General features: G+C 64.5%; 15 protein-coding genes. 7 read left to right on the top strand and 8 right to left on the bottom strand.

The window, feature by feature from the left end:
• The first annotated feature begins 163 nt into the window (after window positions 1-163).
• From glpK to sbmA, 3 genes are all read left to right on the top strand, one after another.
• Window positions 164-1,657 (top strand): glycerol kinase GlpK, encoded by a 1,494-nt coding sequence (gene glpK, locus KYK29_RS03835; protein ID WP_254689512.1) that lies wholly within the window; start codon window positions 164-166, stop codon window positions 1,655-1,657.
• A 102-nt stretch (window positions 1,658-1,759) separates the two neighbouring features.
• Complete coding sequence (gene map, locus KYK29_RS03830; protein ID WP_254689511.1) at window positions 1,760-2,512, top strand: type I methionyl aminopeptidase; 753 nt, start codon at window positions 1,760-1,762, stop codon at window positions 2,510-2,512.
• Between the two features lie 309 nt (window positions 2,513-2,821).
• Entirely contained in the window at window positions 2,822-4,087 is a 1,266-nt protein-coding gene (sbmA, locus tag KYK29_RS03825; protein WP_254689510.1) for a peptide antibiotic transporter SbmA, read from the top strand.
• A gap of 7 nt (window positions 4,088-4,094) precedes the next feature.
• Here sbmA and KYK29_RS03820 read toward each other — a convergent pair whose 3' ends face one another.
• Complete coding sequence (locus tag KYK29_RS03820) at window positions 4,095-5,120, bottom strand: polysaccharide deacetylase family protein (RefSeq protein WP_437437215.1); 1,026 nt, start codon at window positions 5,118-5,120, stop codon at window positions 4,095-4,097.
• Between the two features lie 151 nt (window positions 5,121-5,271).
• On the opposite strand from KYK29_RS03820, the gene KYK29_RS03815 reads away from it, so the two are divergent.
• The 3 genes from KYK29_RS03815 (at window position 5,272) to der (ending at window position 8,085) form a co-directional block, all read left to right on the top strand.
• Window positions 5,272-5,856 (top strand): NnrU family protein, encoded by a 585-nt coding sequence (locus KYK29_RS03815; protein WP_254689509.1) that lies wholly within the window; start codon window positions 5,272-5,274, stop codon window positions 5,854-5,856.
• Between the two features lie 88 nt (window positions 5,857-5,944).
• Window positions 5,945-6,619, top strand: a complete 675-nt coding sequence (locus tag KYK29_RS03810) for a tetratricopeptide repeat protein (protein ID WP_254689508.1) — start codon at window positions 5,945-5,947, stop codon at window positions 6,617-6,619.
• 35 nt (window positions 6,620-6,654) lie between these two features.
• Entirely contained in the window at window positions 6,655-8,085 is a 1,431-nt protein-coding gene (gene der / locus KYK29_RS03805) for a ribosome biogenesis GTPase Der (protein ID WP_254689507.1), read from the top strand.
• A 14-nt stretch (window positions 8,086-8,099) separates the two neighbouring features.
• On the opposite strand, the gene KYK29_RS03800 is transcribed toward der, so the two are convergent.
• On the bottom strand, window positions 8,100-9,014 hold the full coding sequence (locus KYK29_RS03800; RefSeq protein ID WP_254689506.1) for a sugar kinase: 915 nt from the start codon (window positions 9,012-9,014) through the stop codon (window positions 8,100-8,102).
• A gap of 176 nt (window positions 9,015-9,190) precedes the next feature.
• Here KYK29_RS03800 and bglA point away from each other — a divergent pair, with 176 nt between their 5' ends.
• Entirely contained in the window at window positions 9,191-10,834 is a 1,644-nt protein-coding gene (bglA, locus tag KYK29_RS03795; RefSeq protein WP_254689505.1) for a beta-galactosidase BglA, read from the top strand.
• Between the two features lie 16 nt (window positions 10,835-10,850).
• Here bglA and ade read toward each other — a convergent pair whose 3' ends face one another.
• From ade to KYK29_RS03765, 6 genes are all read right to left on the bottom strand, one after another.
• On the bottom strand, window positions 10,851-12,557 hold the full coding sequence (gene ade / locus KYK29_RS03790) for an adenine deaminase (protein WP_254690075.1): 1,707 nt from the start codon (window positions 12,555-12,557) through the stop codon (window positions 10,851-10,853).
• A 179-nt stretch (window positions 12,558-12,736) separates the two neighbouring features.
• Window positions 12,737-13,075 (bottom strand): ArsR/SmtB family transcription factor, encoded by a 339-nt coding sequence (locus KYK29_RS03785; RefSeq protein WP_254689504.1) that lies wholly within the window; start codon window positions 13,073-13,075, stop codon window positions 12,737-12,739.
• A gap of 179 nt (window positions 13,076-13,254) precedes the next feature.
• The gene (locus KYK29_RS03780) at window positions 13,255-14,025 is read right to left on the bottom strand and encodes a HugZ family pyridoxamine 5'-phosphate oxidase (RefSeq protein ID WP_254689503.1); all 771 of its coding nucleotides are present in this window, start codon (window positions 14,023-14,025) and stop codon (window positions 13,255-13,257) included.
• A gap of 125 nt (window positions 14,026-14,150) precedes the next feature.
• The gene (gene choV, locus KYK29_RS03775) at window positions 14,151-15,194 is read right to left on the bottom strand and encodes a choline ABC transporter ATP-binding protein (RefSeq protein ID WP_254689502.1); all 1,044 of its coding nucleotides are present in this window, start codon (window positions 15,192-15,194) and stop codon (window positions 14,151-14,153) included.
• Window positions 15,191-16,066 carry a choline ABC transporter permease subunit gene (gene choW / locus KYK29_RS03770; protein ID WP_254689501.1) on the bottom strand — a complete coding sequence of 292 codons (876 nt, stop codon included), beginning with the start codon at window positions 16,064-16,066 and terminating at the stop codon, window positions 15,191-15,193. Before choW ends, choV begins: the two co-directional genes overlap by 4 nt.
• Window positions 16,067-16,156: 90 nt before the next feature.
• On the bottom strand, window positions 16,157-17,107 hold the full coding sequence (locus tag KYK29_RS03765; RefSeq protein ID WP_254689500.1) for a choline ABC transporter substrate-binding protein: 951 nt from the start codon (window positions 17,105-17,107) through the stop codon (window positions 16,157-16,159).
• Window positions 17,108-17,207: the final 100 nt, after the last annotated feature.

Genomic DNA, 17,207 nt, shown 5'->3' with positions numbered 1-17,207 from the left:
CCTGGCGGACATGGTCTAGGCTCCGGCCGGAAGAGGGGCCGGCGGATTCGCATCCGCGTCGGCGCGGCATGGACTTTCGGTTTATTTTCTTTTGACATTCGAATCCATGTCGTATTGAAGATTTTGAAGGCCATGGGAGCGGCCGCAGGCAGGGGAGGAACGCATGGGCGGATATGTTCTCGCGATCGATCAGGGCACGACCTCGAGCCGGGCGATCGTCTTTGACGAAAACCGGAAGGCGGTCGGTTCCGGCCAGAAGGAGTTCACCCAGCATTTTCCCCGTTCCGGCTGGGTCGAGCACGATCCGGAGGAAATCTGGCAAAGCGTGGTGTGGTCCGTCGAGACGGCGCTCAGGAGCGCCGGCCTCAAGGCCTCCGACATCGCCGCCATCGGCATTACCAACCAGCGCGAGACGGTCGTCGTCTGGGAGCGGGAAAGCGGCCGGCCCCTTCATAACGCCATCGTCTGGCAGGACCGGCGCACCGCTTCCTATTGCGAGAAGCTGAAGAAGCAGGATCTGGAAAAGACCTTCACGAAGAAGACCGGCCTGCTGCTCGACCCTTATTTCTCCGGCACGAAGCTTTCCTGGCTGCTGTCCAACGTCAAGGGCGCACGGGCGCGCGCGGCCAAGGGAGAACTCTGCTTCGGCACGATCGACACGTTCCTGATCTGGCGGCTGACGGGAGGGAAATCCTTCGTCACGGACGCCACCAACGCCAGCCGCACGCTGATGTACAATATCGCGGCGAACGAATGGGACGACGAGCTTCTGGATATTCTGCGGGTGCCGAAGGCGATGCTGCCTGCGGTGCTCGATTGCGCCGCCGATTTCGGCGTGACGGAGAAGGGATTGTTCGGCGCGGCAATCCCGATCCTCGGTGTCGCCGGCGACCAGCAGGCGGCCACCATCGGCCAGGCATGCTTTGAGCCAGGCATGTTGAAATCCACCTATGGCACCGGCTGTTTCGCGTTGCTCAATACCGGTCCCGACATGGTGCGCTCGAAAAACCGTCTGCTCACCACCATCGCCTACCGGCTCGACGGCGAGACGACCTATGCGCTGGAAGGCTCGATCTTCATCGCCGGGGCGGCGGTGCAGTGGCTGCGCGACGGACTGAAGATCATCCGCTCGGCCGCCGACACCGGCGAACTGGCGGCGCAGGCCGATCCGGCGCAGGCGGTCTATCTGGTGCCGGCCTTCACGGGTCTTGGCGCGCCGCACTGGGATCCCGATGCGCGCGCGGCGATCTACGGCATGACGCGGAACACCGGGCCGGCGGAATTCGCCCGCGCGGCGCTGGAAGCCGTCTGCTATCAGACGCGCGACCTGCTCGACGCGATGCACAAGGACTGGAAGAGCGACGGCAAGGAAACGGTGCTGCGCGTCGATGGCGGCATGGTCGCGTCCGACTGGACGATGCAGCGCCTCGCCGACATTCTGGACGCGCCTGTCGACCGCCCGACCATCGCGGAGACGACGGCGCTGGGCGCGGCCTGGCTTGCCGGACAGCGCGCCGGCGTCTGGCCCGGCCGCGAGGGCTTTGCGAAATCCTGGGCGCGGGACACCCGCTTCGAGCCGCAGATGGACGACAGGACACGCGCCGCGAAGGTTCGCGGCTGGAAGGACGCCGTGCGGCGCACGCTCAGCGTGAACTGAAAGGGCGCGCGAAAAAATCCGCCGGACAGGGAAAGCTTGCGCCGGTCGCCCGCCTGACAGCGTCGTCCGGCCGTGCTATGCGGGCCGGGAAAGGAACGACGAATGACGCTTGGAAACGACGACGACCTGCAAGGCATGAAGGCCATCGGCCGCATTTGCGCGAATGTGCTCCAGCATATGGCGAGCGCCATGCGACCCGGAATGACGACGGCGGAACTCGATCTGATCGGCCGCCGGATGATGGAAGCGGCGGGCGCGCGCTCCGCTCCCGAGCAATGCTACGGCTTTCCCGGGGCGACCTGCATCAGCGTCAACGAGGAAGTGGCCCACGGCATTCCGGGCGACCGGGTCATCCGTGAGGGCGATCTCGTCAATATCGATGTTTCGGCCGAACTCGACGGCTATTTCGCCGATACCGGCGCATCCTTCGTGGTCGGGCGCGCCACGCCGGCGGTGGAGCGTCTCTGCCGCGACGGAAAGCGCGCCATGTGGGTCGGGCTGAAGGAGGTCAGGACGGGCCGGCCGCTCGCCGGCATCGGCAACGCCATCGGCGCCTTCGCCCGCAAGAACCGCTATACGCTGATCACCAATCTTGCGAGCCACGGCGTCGGCCGCAGCCTGCACGAGGACCCTTCCGAGGTTCCGACCTGGCCGGATCCGCATGAAAAGCGCCACATGAACGAGGGGCTCGTCTTCACGGTCGAGCCGTTCCTGTCGCTCGGCGGCCAGTGGGCCGACAATGGCGAAGCCGATGAATGGACGCTCTACAGCGAGCCGAAGGCGCCGACCGTGCAGTTCGAACATACCGTGGCGGTGACCCGCGACGGACCGCTGATCCTGACGCTGCCGGGCTGACTTGGAGCACCTGACAAACCTCATGGGGTCGGCTGGCCGGTTCTTTTCGTCGCCCGCCGTGTCGTCAATCCTCGCCGATGCCTCCGGCATCGACTGCGGTTGGCTCCTTGCAGGCGAACTAAAATCCCTCGGCCATCCTCCGCCCGGAGGCTTTATCGGGTGCTCTTAAGGCTGGGGCGAGAGCGTTCCGGCCTTTCATTAAATCTCGGTAAGGCGGGCCGGCGGTGATTGGCGGCGTGCCGAAAGTCCTCTAGTTTCGGCGCGAACCGGCGGCATGGCCGCTCCTTCCATCATCGAAAGTCTCACCCCTTGTTCCATTCGTTCTTCCCGCAGCCGAAGCTGTTCTTTTCCTCCCTGGTCGCCTGGACGCTTTTCGCCATCGGGGTGTGGTACACGGTCGGCGCGGATTTTGGCGCGGTGATCGGACTGCCGCCACTGCCGGAAGGAACGGATCCGCCGGTCGGGCTCGGCTATTTCGTCACCTCCGACAACATCTGGTTCTATCTCTACTTCCTGACCTGTACCCTGCTGTTCGGAGCCTTCTGGCAGGTGAAGGCGAAGGACAATCCATGGACTCCCTGGTCGATCTGGGGTTCGGCCTTTATCATCTTCTCGACCTATTTCAGCGTGCAGGTGTCGCTGGCGATCAACAACTGGCGGCGTCCCTTCGGCGATACGCTCCAGAACGCGCTCCAGGGCACGAACGGCGTCACCACGCAGGATTTCTTCGACCTGATGCTGATTTTCTGCCAGATCGCCTTCATCAGCGTCTTCGTCTATGTCGTCACCCGGTTCTTCGTCAGCCACTACGTCTTCCGCTGGCGCACCGCCATGAACAATTACTACATGTCGCTGTGGAACCGTGTGCGCCATATCGAAGGGGCCTCGCAGCGCGTGCAGGAAGATACCATGCGCTTCGCCAATATCGCCGAAGGCCTGGGCGTCAGCCTGATCGATGCGGTGATGACGCTGATCGCCTTCCTGCCGGTGCTTTTCGCGCTCTCCAGCCATGTCTCGACGCTGCCGGTCTTCGGGGCGGTGCCGCATGCGCTGTTCTGGGCTGCGATCCTCTGGTCGGCGTTCGGAACGGGGCTTCTCGCCACCGTCGGCATCAAGCTGCCGGGGCTGGAGTTCCGCAACCAGCGCGTCGAGGCGGCCTATCGCAAGGAACTGGTCTATGGCGAGGACGATGGGTCGAAAGCCCAGCCTCCGACGGTGCGCGAGCTGTTCGACAACGTCCGGCGCAATTATTTCCGCCTCTATTTCCACTATCTCTATTTCAACATCGCCCGATCCTTCTACCTCCAGGCGGACAATCTCTTCGTCTATTTCATCCTCGTGCCAACGATCGTCAGCGGCAAGATCACCTACGGCATCCTGCAACAGATCCTCACCGCCTTCGGGCAGGTGTCCGGCTCGTTCCAGTATCTCGTCAACTCATGGTCGACGATCATCGAACTCCAGTCGATCCACAAGCGTCTGAAGGCCTTCGAAGCGGCTATCGACGGGGTGGAACTGCCGAGCATCGACCAGCAGTTCATGGATGTCGGCGGCAAGGAGGAACTGGCCGGCTGAGGCCGCCCTACAGGGCGGGTTTCGCCGTCTTCTCCTCGCTGTCGAGGATATCCAGCGCCTCGGCGTAGCTGACGCAGGCAACCTGCTCGCGCTTGCAGGTTTCCGCCAGGAAGCGGTCGAGGGCGCGCCAATAGGCGCCGGCGTTCATTTCGACGAAGTGGAAGCCGAGCTGGAGCGGGATCCTTTCCCCGGCATATTGCGCCTCGAAGGCGGAGCGGAAGGCGGCGAGCGTACGTTCCTCGAAAGCGGCGCTCTCCTGCGGCGTCTCCTTGCCCTTCGAATGGCGAACGAAGAGATTGTAATCCATGGCGATGACGGGCCTTTTCGCCGGTCCTTCGGGGATCAGCGGCAAGGCGAAGCGGCGGAGGCCGCCGCTGGTCACCGGCATGGCCGGCCCGTTGGAAACGAGGCTCGCATCATAGGTGAAGCCCCCGTCCTCCAGCGCCTTCACGAGGCCGGGGCCGGCGGAGAGATAGGGCGCGCGAAATCCCTTGATGGCGCTTTGGGCGAAGTCCGCCCAGCCGGCCGGCTCGCGCTCGCCTGCGCCGATATTCTTCCAGCCGTTCTCGAGAGATTTGCGAAAGAAGGCGAATTCGGCCGTCCAGTCGGCGGCGCTCCATTTGCCGCCGTCGAAATGGCCGCAGGCGTGACTGCCGATCTCGTGCCCCTCCAGCCGCGCAAGCCAGATTTCTCCCAGCCGCAACAGCACATCCTCCCTGTCCGGGGCAAAGCCGACATTGGAGCGGCCGCGCTTTTCGTGCGGGGCTTGATAGCCGGCGCGCTCGGCCTTCGGGAACAGAAAGGTGCAGGACAGGAAATAGGTGAAATGCGCGCCGGTCCGCTTCGCCATGGCGCGGCTCTTTTCCCATAGCAGATTGTCATGCGCGCCGTCGAAAGAGACGATCACCAGTTGCCGCGGCTTTTGCGGGCTGGCGGGCTCGTTTGCGGCGAGGGCCGGCATGCCGGCGGCAGTCGCCGTAAGCAGGCAGGCGAGAGATTTCGAGGCGGAGGGGAGGCGAAGGAGGGAAAGCATGGGCACCCGCGACAATTTGCTAGGGGTGTCCTATTCCTTCCGAATGCGGCAATCCTTTGATCTGCCCCCGAACGGGGTGGCGTTCTCGCCGAACCGCGGCTATTCCATGATGAACGGCTTTCCGCCGGTCCTTTCTTTCAGGAGCACTTTCATGGCCTTGCTTGTCGCCGGTCTCGTTCTCTTTCTCGTCACCCACCTCATCCGCCCCTTCGCGCCGGGGCTTCGCGCCGCCGGTATCGCCAGGATCGGCAAGCCGGGCTGGATGACCCTGCATGGCCTTGCCTCGCTTGCCAGTCTGGCGATGATCGTCTGCGGCTTCGTGATGGCGCGCGATTCCGGCGGTGAGATGCTCTATACACCGCCGACCTTCATGGCCCATATCGCGCTGACGCTGATGCTGATCGCCTCGATCTGTTTCGTCGCCGGCCTGCTGCCGGCGGGCCATATCCGGACGCGGCTGAAGTTCCCGGTCCTCGTGTCGGTGAAGATCTGGGCGCTGGCGCATCTTCTCGCCAATGGCGAAAGCTATTCGGTGCTGCTTTTCGTCACCATCCTCGCCTGGGCGGTCGTGCTGCGGATATCGCTGAAAAAGCGCATCGCTTCCGGCGAGACGCTGCTGCCGGTCTTCGTCTCCGCCCGCTACGACATCATGGCCGCGGCGGCCGGTCTGGTGCTCTACCTCGCCATCGTGCTCAAGCTGCATGAATGGCTGATCGGCGTCAGCCCGATGGCCTGACGTTCCTTTTCGCCGCTGCCCCCTTACAAGCGGGTAAAAATGGGGTAGAAGGCGCGAACTCCAATCGTCAGCAAGAGCCGGGCAGGGAATGGTACACCAGGACGACAGCTTCATCCGCGAGGTCAATGAGGAACTCCGCTCCGATCAGATGCGGCTGATCTGGCGACGCTTCGGCCGCATCCTCATCGGGGCCGCCGTGCTTGTCGTCGTCGGCACCATCGGCAAGGTGAGCTACGATTACTGGCGCGACAGCAAGACCTCGGCTGCCGGCGACGAATTCCTCATCGCGCTGACGCTTGCCGATCAAGGCAAGAGCGACGAGGCCATGGCGGCGCTCGACAAGCTCGAAAAGGAGGGCTTCGGCGCCTATCCGGTGCTTGCGCGCATGCGCACCGCCTCGCTGAAGGCCGAAGGCGGCGATGTCGACGGTGCGGTTGCCGCTTTCACGGCGATCGCCAAGGATACGTCTGTGCCGGCGGCGCTCAGGGACGCGGCGCGTCTGCGCGCGGCCTATCTGCTGGTGGACGCCGGCAGCTACGAGCAGGTTTCGGCCGAGGCCGAGCAACTGGCGACGCCGCAGGGCGCGATGCGTCATTCGGCCCGCGAGGTCCTTGGCCTTTCCGCTTATCGTCATGAGGATTTCGCGCGGGCCAGGGAATGGTTCGAGGCTATTCTGGCTGACGCCGAGACCCCGCGCAACGTCGCCAACCGGGCGCAGATGCTGCTCGACCTGATGACGGCGAGCGGCAAGATTTCCTCCTGAACCGGCCTGCGCCGGTCATCGAAACGGAACCTGACATGAGCTTCACAGTCGCCATTGTCGGACGCCCCAATGTCGGCAAATCCACGCTGTTCAACAGGCTGGTGGGCAAGAAGCTCGCGCTGGTCGACGACACGCCCGGCGTCACGCGCGACCGCCGGCCGGGCGACGCGCGCCTGATCGACCTGAAATTCCGCATCGTCGATACGGCGGGTCTCGAGGAGGCCGCGCCCGAAACGTTGCAGGGCCGCATGCGCGCCCAGACCGAGATGGCGATCGACGAGGCGGATCTTTCGCTGTTCGTGGTGGACGCCAAGACCGGGCTGACCCCGGTCGACCAGTCGCTGGCCGAGATGCTGCGGCGCAAGGGCAAGCCCGTCGTTCTGGTCGCCAACAAGGCGGAAGCGCGGGGCTCCGACGGCGGATTTTACGATGCCTTCACGCTCGGGCTCGGCGATCCGACGCCGATCTCCGCCGAACATGGCCAGGGCATGCTGGACCTGCGCGACGCTATCGTCGCAGCCCTCGGCGAGGAGCGCGTTTTTCCGCCGGAAGGGGAGGACGAGGCGGTCACCGACGTCGATCTGCGCGCGGAGCAAGCGGAAAAGGACGACGATTACGAACCCGAGTACGACGAGACGAAGCCGCTGCGCGTGGCCATCGTCGGCCGGCCCAATGCCGGAAAGTCGACGCTGATCAACCGCTTTCTCGGTGAAGACCGGCTGTTGACCGGCCCGGAAGCCGGCATCACGCGCGATTCCATTTCCGTGGAATGGAACTGGAAGGGCCGGACGATCAAAATGTTCGATACGGCCGGCATGCGCCGCAAGGCCCGGGTGCAGGAGAAGCTGGAAAAGCTTTCGGTCGCCGACGGCCTGCGGGCGATCCGCTTTGCCGAGACGGTGGTGATCGTCTTCGACTCGACCATTCCCTTCGAGAAGCAGGACTTGCAGATCGTCGATCTCGTGCTGCGCGAAGGACGCGCCGCGGTGCTCGCATTCAACAAATGGGACCTGATCGACGATCCGCAGGCAGCGCTTGCGGAACTGCGCGAGAAGACCGAGCGGCTGTTGCCGCAGGCGCGCGGCATTCGCGCGGTGCCGGTTTCCGGCCAGACCGGACGCGGGCTCGACAAGCTGATGCAGGCCGTCATCGATACCGACCGTGTCTGGAACCGCCGGATCTCCACGGCCAGGCTCAACCGCTGGCTGGAGATGCAGCAGGCGCAGCATCCGCCGCCGGCCGTTTCGGGCCGCCGCCTGAAGCTCAAGTATATGACGCAGGTGAAGGCCCGTCCGCCGGGCTTCATGATTTCCTGCACGCGGGCGGACGCCTTGCCGGATTCCTATATCCGCTTCCTGACCAATGGCCTGCGCGCTGATTTCGATCTTCCCGGCGTGCCGATCCGCATCCATCTCAAGGCGTCGGAAAACCCGTTCAAGCCGAAGAAGTCGCGCAAGATCCATTAATTCGCTGCGCGGTTTCAGGCTGCCGGCAGTTTCTCCCCGGCGACCAGCGCGCCATGGTGCTGGATGACGGCGGCGGCGACGGCGGCGGCGAAACGGGCGGCGGCCTCCGGCGTCGCGCCGGTCGCGAGCCTTGCGAGAAATGCGCCGTTGAAGCTGTCGCCGGCGCTCGTCGTGTCTACGATGGCTTCGGCCTTGGCGGACGGGACATGGGTGCGTTCGCCGCTGAAATCGAGTGTTGCGCCCTTGTCTCCGTCCTTCACGACGATCCCGGCGACGCCGAGGCCGCGATAGCGGGCGATGGTCTCGTCGAGCGAGGCGTCGCCGAAATGGGTCGTCTCGTCGTCGAGGCTTGGCATGACGAGGGTCGCAGCGCGGGCGCCGGCGCTGATCGTCTCGCGCATGCGGTCGGCGTCGTCCCAGAGGCGGGGGCGGATGTTGGGGTCGAAGACGATGCGCTTGCCGGCCGCCCTGGCCCGCCGCAGTTCGGCAAGCAGCGTTTCCACGTCCTCCGGCGGCAGGATCGCCAGCGTGATGCCGGAAAAGACGAGGATGTCGGAGATATCGACGGCTGCCCGCAGCCGGTCGCCGTCGCGCGCCAGCAGCCTGGCGGCGGATGCCGAGCGCCAGTAGGAGAAGCTGCGCTCCCCGTCCTTCAGATGGATCATATAGAGGCCGGGCGACAGTCCCTCGATGCGCCGGACATGATCCGTGCCGATGCCGTGGCCCTGCATGAAGGTAAGCATCTCACCGGAGATCGCATCGTTGCCGACGGCGGAGAAATAGTCGACCGTCCAGTCGGCCGGAAGATAATGCCGGGCGTAATAGGCGGTGTTGAAGGTGTCGCCGGCGAAACTCTTGCGCAACAGGCCGCCTTCGGCCTGCATCAGCTCCACCATGCATTCGCCGATCGTCAACAGCCGTCCCGCCATGCCTTGCCCCTTCCGGTTTCGCGCCGCATGCGGCATACCGGCAAAGGGGCGCGGGAGCAAGGCGAGCCTTGGGCCTGCCCCGTCCGCTTGCGGAAAAAAGCCGGTGCGCGGCGTTTACGCTCCGGCGGGAGCGGGCTACACCTGACGGGGATCTTCCCGGACAGGAGCAAGCAGGCATGCCCAAGACCCGAAGACAGAGTGACGACTGGTGGCGTGGCGCGACGATCTATCAGGTCTATCCGCGTTCGTTCCAGGATACGACCGGCGACGGCATAGGCGACCTCAAGGGTGTCACCCGGCGGCTTGGTCATATCGCCTCGCTCGGGGTGGATGCGATCTGGCTGTCACCCTTCTTCAAGTCGCCGATGGCCGATATGGGCTATGACGTGTCGGACTATTGCGACGTCGATCCGATGTTCGGCACGCTGGCCGACTTCGACGCCATGCTGGCGGAGGCCCATCGCCTCGGCCTGAAAGTGATCATCGATCAGGTGATCTCGCATACCTCCGACCAGCACCCGTGGTTCGTGGAGAGCCGTTCGAGCCGCACGAACGACAAGGCGGACTGGTACGTCTGGGCCGATCCCAAGCCGGACGGCACTGCGCCGAACAACTGGCTTTCGATCTTCGGCGGGCCGGGCTGGGAATGGGACGGCGTGCGCCGGCAATACTACATGCACAATTTCCTTACCTCGCAGCCGGATCTCAATTTCCACAATCCGAAGGTGCAGGACACCCTGCTCGAAACCGTCCGCTTCTGGCTCGACCGGGGCGTCGACGGCTTCCGGCTCGATACGGTCAATTTCTATTTTCACGACCGGAAGCTCCAGAACAATCCGCCGCATGCGCCGGGCGTCGACGAGATCGGGCTCGATGCGCCGGACGTCAATCCCTATGGCATGCAGAGTCATCGCCATGATAAGACGCAACCGGAAAACGTCGTTTTCCTCCAGCGTCTGCGCGCCCTTCTCGACCGCTACGAAGGGCGGACGACGATCGGCGAGGTCGGCGACGGCGCCCGCTCGCTGAAGACCGTGGCGGAATACACGAGCGGCGGCGACAAGCTGCACATGTGCTATACGTTCGATCTGCTCGGGCCGGATTTCACGGCCGGCCATATTCGCAAATGCGTCGAGAGTTTCCAGAAGGTGGTGACGGACGGCTGGGTCTGCTGGGCCTTTTCCAACCACGATGTCGACCGCCATGTCAGCCGCTTCGTTCACGCCCCGGAAGAGCGGGAGCGTGTCGCCAAGCTGGCGATCACCCTGCTTTCGACGCTGCGCGGCTCGATCTGCCTCTATCAGGGCGAAGAACTCGGGTTGACGGAAGCCGCTCTCGCCTTCGAGGACCTGCGCGACCCTTACGGCATCCGCTTCTGGCCCGCCTTCAAGGGACGCGATGGCTGCCGCACGCCGATGCCCTGGCAGCAGGCGGCCGCGCATGCGGGTTTCAGCACGGCGAAGCCATGGTTGCCGGTGCCGGCCGATCACACCCGGCTTGCCGTGGACGCGCAGGAAAAGACGGCCGGATCCGTGCTCAACCATTACCGTGAAACGCTTGCCTTCCGCAAAGCCCATGCGGTGCTGCGCGCCGGCGACATGACCTTCCTGCCCTCGAACCAGGACCTGCTCGCCTTTACGCGTGAGGAAGCCGGCGAAAAGCTGCTCTTCATCTTCAATCTCACGCGGGAGAAGGCGGAGTTCGCGCCGCCAAAGGCGCTGAAGCATGGTGAACCGCTGGCGGTTCCCGGCTTCGGCTCGAAGATCCGGGACGGCACGATCCACCTCGACCCGCTGGATATGGTCTGCACGCGGCTGTAAGGCCGCCGTCTCCGGATCAGCCGTTGCCGATCAGGGCGAAGCGGTCCACATCGACCAGTCCGCGGTCGGAGATCTTCAGGTGCGGGATCACCGGCAGCGGCAGGAACGCGAGTTGCAGGAAGGGTTCCTCCAGCGTTGCGCCGAGGGCAAGGGCGGCCTTGCGCAACTGTTGCAGCGTGTCGCGCACGGTCTCATAGGGTTCAAGGCTCATCAGGCCGGCGACGGGAAGCGCGATCTCGCCGGTGATCCGGCCGTTCTCCACCACGACGAAGCCGCCGTTGATCTCGCCGAGCCGGGTTGCGGCCAGCGCCATGTCTTCCTCATTCGCGCCGACGACGCAGATATTATGGCTGTCATGGCCGACCGTGGAGGCGATCGCGCCTTTCTTCAGGCCGAAACCCTGCACGAAGCCGTTGGCGTGATTGCCGTTCCGGCCATGGCGTTCGATGACGGCGACCTTGAGGATGTCGCGCTCCAGATCGACGGTCGCCTGATTGCCTGTCGCCGGCAGCCGGTAGCGGCGATGCTCGGTGATGATCTTGCCGGGCAGGATGCCGATGACCGGTGTTTCGCCTTCTGCGACCGGAACCGCGAAATGCGCCGCGTGTACCGGTCGCGCCCGAACGCTGTCGAGGCCGACCGGGGCCACGGGCGCGCGGGTGGCGAAAAGGGCGTCGTCGACGAGTCGGCCGGCGGAAAACACCATCTCCGCCCGGCAATTCTCCAGCGTGTCGACAACCACGAGGTCGGCGCGCCAGCCGGGGGCGACAAGGCCCCGGTCGGGCAGGCCGAAGATGCGGGCGGCGGAGATGGAGGCGGCGCGATAGACGGCCAGCGGTTCGCAGCCTTCGGCAATCGCCGTGCGGATCATATGATCGAGATGGCCCTGCTCGGCGATATCGAGCGGGTTCCGGTCGTCGGTGCAGAGCGCGACGAAGGGCGAAAGGCGCTCGGTCAGCAGCGGCAGAAGCGCCATGAGATCCTTGGAGACCGATCCCTCGCGGATGAGGATATGCATGCCCTTGCGGATTTTCTCCAGGGCCTCGGCGGCCGTGGTGCATTCGTGGTCGGTGCGGATGCCGGCGGCGAGATAGCCGTTGAGGTCCTTGCCGGAAAGCAGCGGCGCATGGCCGTCGATATGGCCGTCCTGGAAGGCCGCAAGCTTGGCGAGGCAGACGGTGTCCTTATGGATGACGCCCGGGAAATTCATGAATTCGGCAAGCCCGATCACCTTCGGATGGCTGCGGAAGGGCAGGAGCCGCTCGACCGGCAGATCCGCGCCGGCGGTTTCCAGATGGGTGGCCGGAACGCAGCTCGAAAGCTGCACGCGGATATCCATGATCGTTTCCATCGCGCTGTCGAGGAAGAACTGGATGCCTTCCGTGCCGAGCACATTGGCGATCTCGTGGGGATCGCAGATCGCCGTGGTTACGCCATGGGGCAGCACGCAGCGGTCGAATTCATGCGGGGTCACCAGCGAGGATTCGATATGCAGGTGCGTATCGATGAAGCCGGGCACGACGATGCGGCCGGCGATGTCCACCTCCCGCCGGCCGTGATAATCGCTTGCATGGGTGCCGACGATGCGATCGCTGCAGATGGCGATGTCGGAAGCGACCAGTTCGCCGGTGATGAGATCGAGAAAGCGGCCGCCCTTCAGCACGATGTCGGCGGGTTCCCGGCCAGTTCCCTGGTCGATGCGGCGTTCCAGTTCGATCATGATGCGTCCCCTCTGCCTGAAGTCCGATGCGCCCGGACGGGTGCGGATTCTAGAGCATTTCCGGTAGAAACGGGAACACCCGAAATCGCCATCCTCTTGCTTCCGGCCTCAAGGCTGGTTTTGCCTTTGCCGGGGTCGCCCGGTTGGTCTTGTGCGGAAGGAAAGGGCGGCCAGCGACGCGGTCAGGCGATGCGGAGCTTCGTCCGGGGCAGGGCGTCGTCGCTTTCGTCATAGATGCGGTTCAGCGCATCGAGCACCGTCAGGACGGCGTCGGACTTGCTTGAATAATAGATCGTTTGCGCGTCGCGACGGGTGGTCACGAGATTTTGCGCGCGCAGCTTGGAGAGATGTTGCGACAGGGCCGACTGGCTGAGGCCGACGCGGGCGGCGAGCGCCCCGACGGCGATTTCGCCGGTGACGAGGATCCTGAGGATCAGCAGGCGCTTCGGATTGGCCATGGCGGAGAGGAATTCGGCTGCAACTTCCGCCTGTGTATGTTCCGTCTCGCTAAGCTTCTCCATCCTCACCCGCTCCTCGCTTTGTACTTTAAAATATGTGCTTTTTCGTAAATACGCGCGTTAGCATATAAACAAAACCATGATCAGCAAGAGCAAGAAATCGGGGGTCTTGTGCACGTATAAAGAGCATTGTGGGGTAGTTTCGATCCAGCGGCGTGCTCGCATCATGCCATGAGCGATCGTCAACCGTCTCCGCGCGCCTGCCGCAGCAGCCGGACGAGTTCGCCGCGAAGCGCCTCGGCGCTTTCGAGTTCCTGCTCGAATTCGAGCCGTTTCAGCCGGTCGCCGCTCGCCAGATCGATACCGGCGGCGTCGATGCCGACCAGTGTCCAGTCACCGTCGCGCGCCGCGCAATAATGGCGTGCATAGACACCGGCGGCGTCCCTGTGATCGCTGTTCATGTGTTCCACCGCGCCGGCTTCGGCGGCGGCGAGCGCGGCGCGGGCCGGAGAGCGGATCGCCAGATCCTCGGCCGACAGGACGAAGGCCTTGCCGAAGCCGCCGTTGAGCATTCCGCGTTGCAAAACAAGGCGGAAGAAGCGGAAGTCCGGAAAATCCACGTAAAGCTTCGCCTTGGGATGGCGGCGGATGAAGCGCTCGCGCAGCGTGCGATGCGCCTCGCCGTCCCGCGGCACCTCTTCGGCGCGCACGGTCACGGTCAGGCGCGGATGGGCGAGGGGATCGCCCTTTCCGGGTTCGCCGGCCAGCAGGGAGGCGCGCGGGTCGGCCTTCAGCGCCTGCGTATGCGCGGACAGCCCGGAGACCAGAATGACCGGCGTGCCGTCCGTGTCGATGCCGGTCAGGGTCCGGGTGGCGAAGGGAAAGCCGGTTTCCGGCTCGAGAACGGCAAGCGCGCAGCTTCTGGCGGAGCGCAGAAGAATGCGCGCGAGCCGACGCGCATCGTCGTCCGTCTCTTGCAGAACGCTCGCCCTGTCCTTCGTCCCCTGTGCCATCGCCGGCTCCTTTTTCTGCTTGCCTGACCTTCCTTCTGCCCCGCTACACGCCTTGCTTCAAGGAGAAAATCGAGGCGGCCCGCATAACGGGAGGCGGGAAGCGGAAGAGACCGGCGTCCGGCCGGTCAGTCATCGCGGCGGCGGTGGCGGGTGAGGCCGCTGACCACGTTCTGGGCGTCGATGGTGCCGATCACGGCGCCATTGTCGACCACGCCGATATTGCCCGGCTGGCGCGCCATGGCCTCCAGGATATCCACGAGCGGGGTGTCGAGCCGGGCCGTCGCGGTGACGCCGCCGGCGCCGCTTGCGCCTTCCTGCATGACGTCGCGCGCCGTCAGCATGGTGATCGGATTCATGTTCTGCACGAAATCCGCTACATACTGATTGGCCGGGTTCTTGACGATTTCCTGCGGCGTGCCGCACTGGATGATCCGGCCGCTCTCCATGATGGCGATGCGGTTGCCGATGCGGAACGCTTCGTCGAGGTCGTGGCTGACGAAAATGATGGTCTTCTTCAGCCGGCGCTGGAACTCCAGCAACTCGTCCTGGAGGCGCGTGCGGATCAGCGGGTCGAGGGCGGAGAAGGGTTCGTCCATCAGGAGGATCGGCGCGCCGGTGGCGAACGCCCGAGCGAGGCCCACGCGCTGCTGCATGCCGCCGGAAAGCTCGTTGACGCGTCGGTCCGCCCATTGCGCCAGATTGACGAGTTCGAGCTGCTCGGCGACGCGCGCCTTGCGCTCGGTTTCCGGGATTCCGGCCAGTTCCAGGCCGAAGCCGACATTGTCCGCCACCGTGCGCCAGGGCAGCAGCGCGAACTGCTGGAAGACCATGGAGACCGTGTGCATCCGGCACTGGCGCAGCGCCTTCGCCGTCGACTTGTAGGGGTTGAGCGCGCCGGAGGCGGTATGGACGAGCACCTCGCCGCGCACCACCGGCGCCAGACCGTTGACGGCGCGCAGCAGCGTCGACTTGCCGGAGCCGGACAGGCCCATCAGCACGAGGATCTCGCCTTCCTCGATGGACAGCGTGGCGTCCGCGACGCCCACCACAAGTCCGGTTTCGTCGCCGATCTCGTCGCGGGTCCTGCCCGCGTCGATCAGTGCGATCGCCGCCTGCGGATCGTCGCCGAAGACGATATCGACGTTGCTGAAGGTCACGACGGCGCTCATGACAGCTCTCCTTCGCCGGAAGAACGGAAGAGACGGTCGAGGATGATCGCGAGGATCACGATACAGAGGCCGGCCTCGAAGCCCATGGAGATATTGACGGTGTTGAGCGCGCGCACGACCGGCACGCCGAGCCCCTTGGCGCCGACCAGCGCGGCGATGACCACCATGGAAAGCGAGAGCATGATGGTCTGGGTGAGGCCGGCCATGATCTGCGGCGTGGCGAAGGGCAATTCCACCTTGCGCAGCACCTGCATGGGCGTCGCGCCGAAGGCCTGGGCGGCCTCCACCAGCGCCGGCGGCGTCGAGATGATGCCGAGGCGGGTGAGGCGGATCGGCGCGGGAATGGCGAAGATCACCGTGGCGATCAGGCCCGGCACCATGCCGAGGCCGAAGAGGATCAGCGCCGGAATGAGATAGACGAAGGTCGGGATCGTCTGCATCAGGTCGAGCACGGGCCGCAGGATGGCGTAGAACCAGGGCCGCCGCGCCGCCGCGATGCCGAGCGGAACGCCGATGACCATGCTGACGCCGGTGGCCGCCAGTACGAGCGCCAGCGTCTCCGTCGTCTCCTTCCAGTAGCCCTGATTGACGATCAGCAGCAGTCCGAAGAAGGTGAAGGCCGCGACGCTGCGCGAGCGGCGGAAATACCAGCTGACGCCGGTCACGATGGCGATGAGGAACAGCGCATAGGCGAATTTTCCGCCGGCGCTGGCGATGAAGGGGGCCTGCAACAGGTAAAGCATCGCATCGATGCCGGCTTGCAGGATGACCTTGAGAAAGTCGAAGAACGATTTGCCGTTCGTCGTCAGCCAGTTCACGGCCTCCTTGGCGAACGGCCCTATCGGTAGTTTTGTGACGGTGAGCCAGTCCACGGGTCTATGTCCCTGTCCGGTTGTTGGCGAGGCGATGATGGGGGCCGAAAGACAGGGCGGGAAGCCGGCTTCCCGCCCCTGACCCGGTCATCAAAGACCGAGAGCGGTCCTGGCGGCGGGCAGGGCTTCGCCGCTGCCGTCCCGGGTGGTGACGCCTGCAAGCCAGGGTTCGATGGCGGCGGGATTGGCCTTCAGCCAGTCGGTCGCGGCGCTGTCGGGATCCTGACTGTCGTTCAGGATCTTGCCCATGACCTCGTTTTCCATGGCAAGGGTGAAGGAGAGGTTCTTCAGGAACTGGCCGACGTTCGCGCATTCCTCGGTGTAGCCCTTGCGCACGTTCGTCAGCACCGTCGCACCGCCGAAGTCCGGGCCGAACACGTCGTCGCCGCCGGAAAGATAGGTAAGCTTGAAGTTGGCGTTCATCGGATGCGGCTCCCAGGCGAGGAAGACGACCGGATGGCTTTCCTGTTCGGCGCGCGCCACTTCGGAAAGCATGCCCTGCTCGGAGGATTCCACCACCTCGAAGTCGCCGAGATCGAACTTGTTGTCCGAAACCATGTCGATGATCAGCCGGTTGCCGTCGTTGCCGGGTTCGATGGCGTAGATCTTGCCGTCGAGATCGCTCTTGTGGGTGGCGATGTCCTTGAAGTCCTTGATGCCGAGTTCGGCCCCCTTCGCATTGGTCGCCAGCGTGTATTTCGCGCCCTCGAGGTTCACCCGGACGGTTTCGACCGAGCCGTCCTCACGGAAAGGCGCGATGTCGGCCTCCATGGTCGGCATCCAGTTGCCGAGGAAGACGTCGATGTCATTGTTGCTGAGCGACGTATAGGTGACGGGAACCGAGAGCACGGTCACGTCCGTCTCGTAGCCGATGCTCTTCAGGACGGTCGTGGCGAGCGCCGTCGTGGCGGTGATGTCCGTCCAGCCGACGTCCGAGAAGCGCACCTTGCCACAGCTTTCTGGTTCGGCGGCGGCGGCGCCGAAAGCCATGGCCGACACGGCGGCGGCAAGCGTCAGTCTGATAAGCGATGAAGTCTTCATTTTCGTTCCCCTAAAAATTAGTGTCGTAGCCAATCATCAAAACGTCATGCTTTCAAGCTGTTTAACCCATATCGACGGGGATGGGCCGTTCAAAAACCTT

Origin of the sequence: Shinella daejeonensis (assembly GCF_024281235.1) — a bacterium.
GTDB classification, from domain to species: Bacteria; Pseudomonadota; Alphaproteobacteria; order Rhizobiales; family Rhizobiaceae; genus Shinella; species Shinella daejeonensis.
This window is presented reverse-complemented; position numbering and strand designations above follow the sequence as displayed.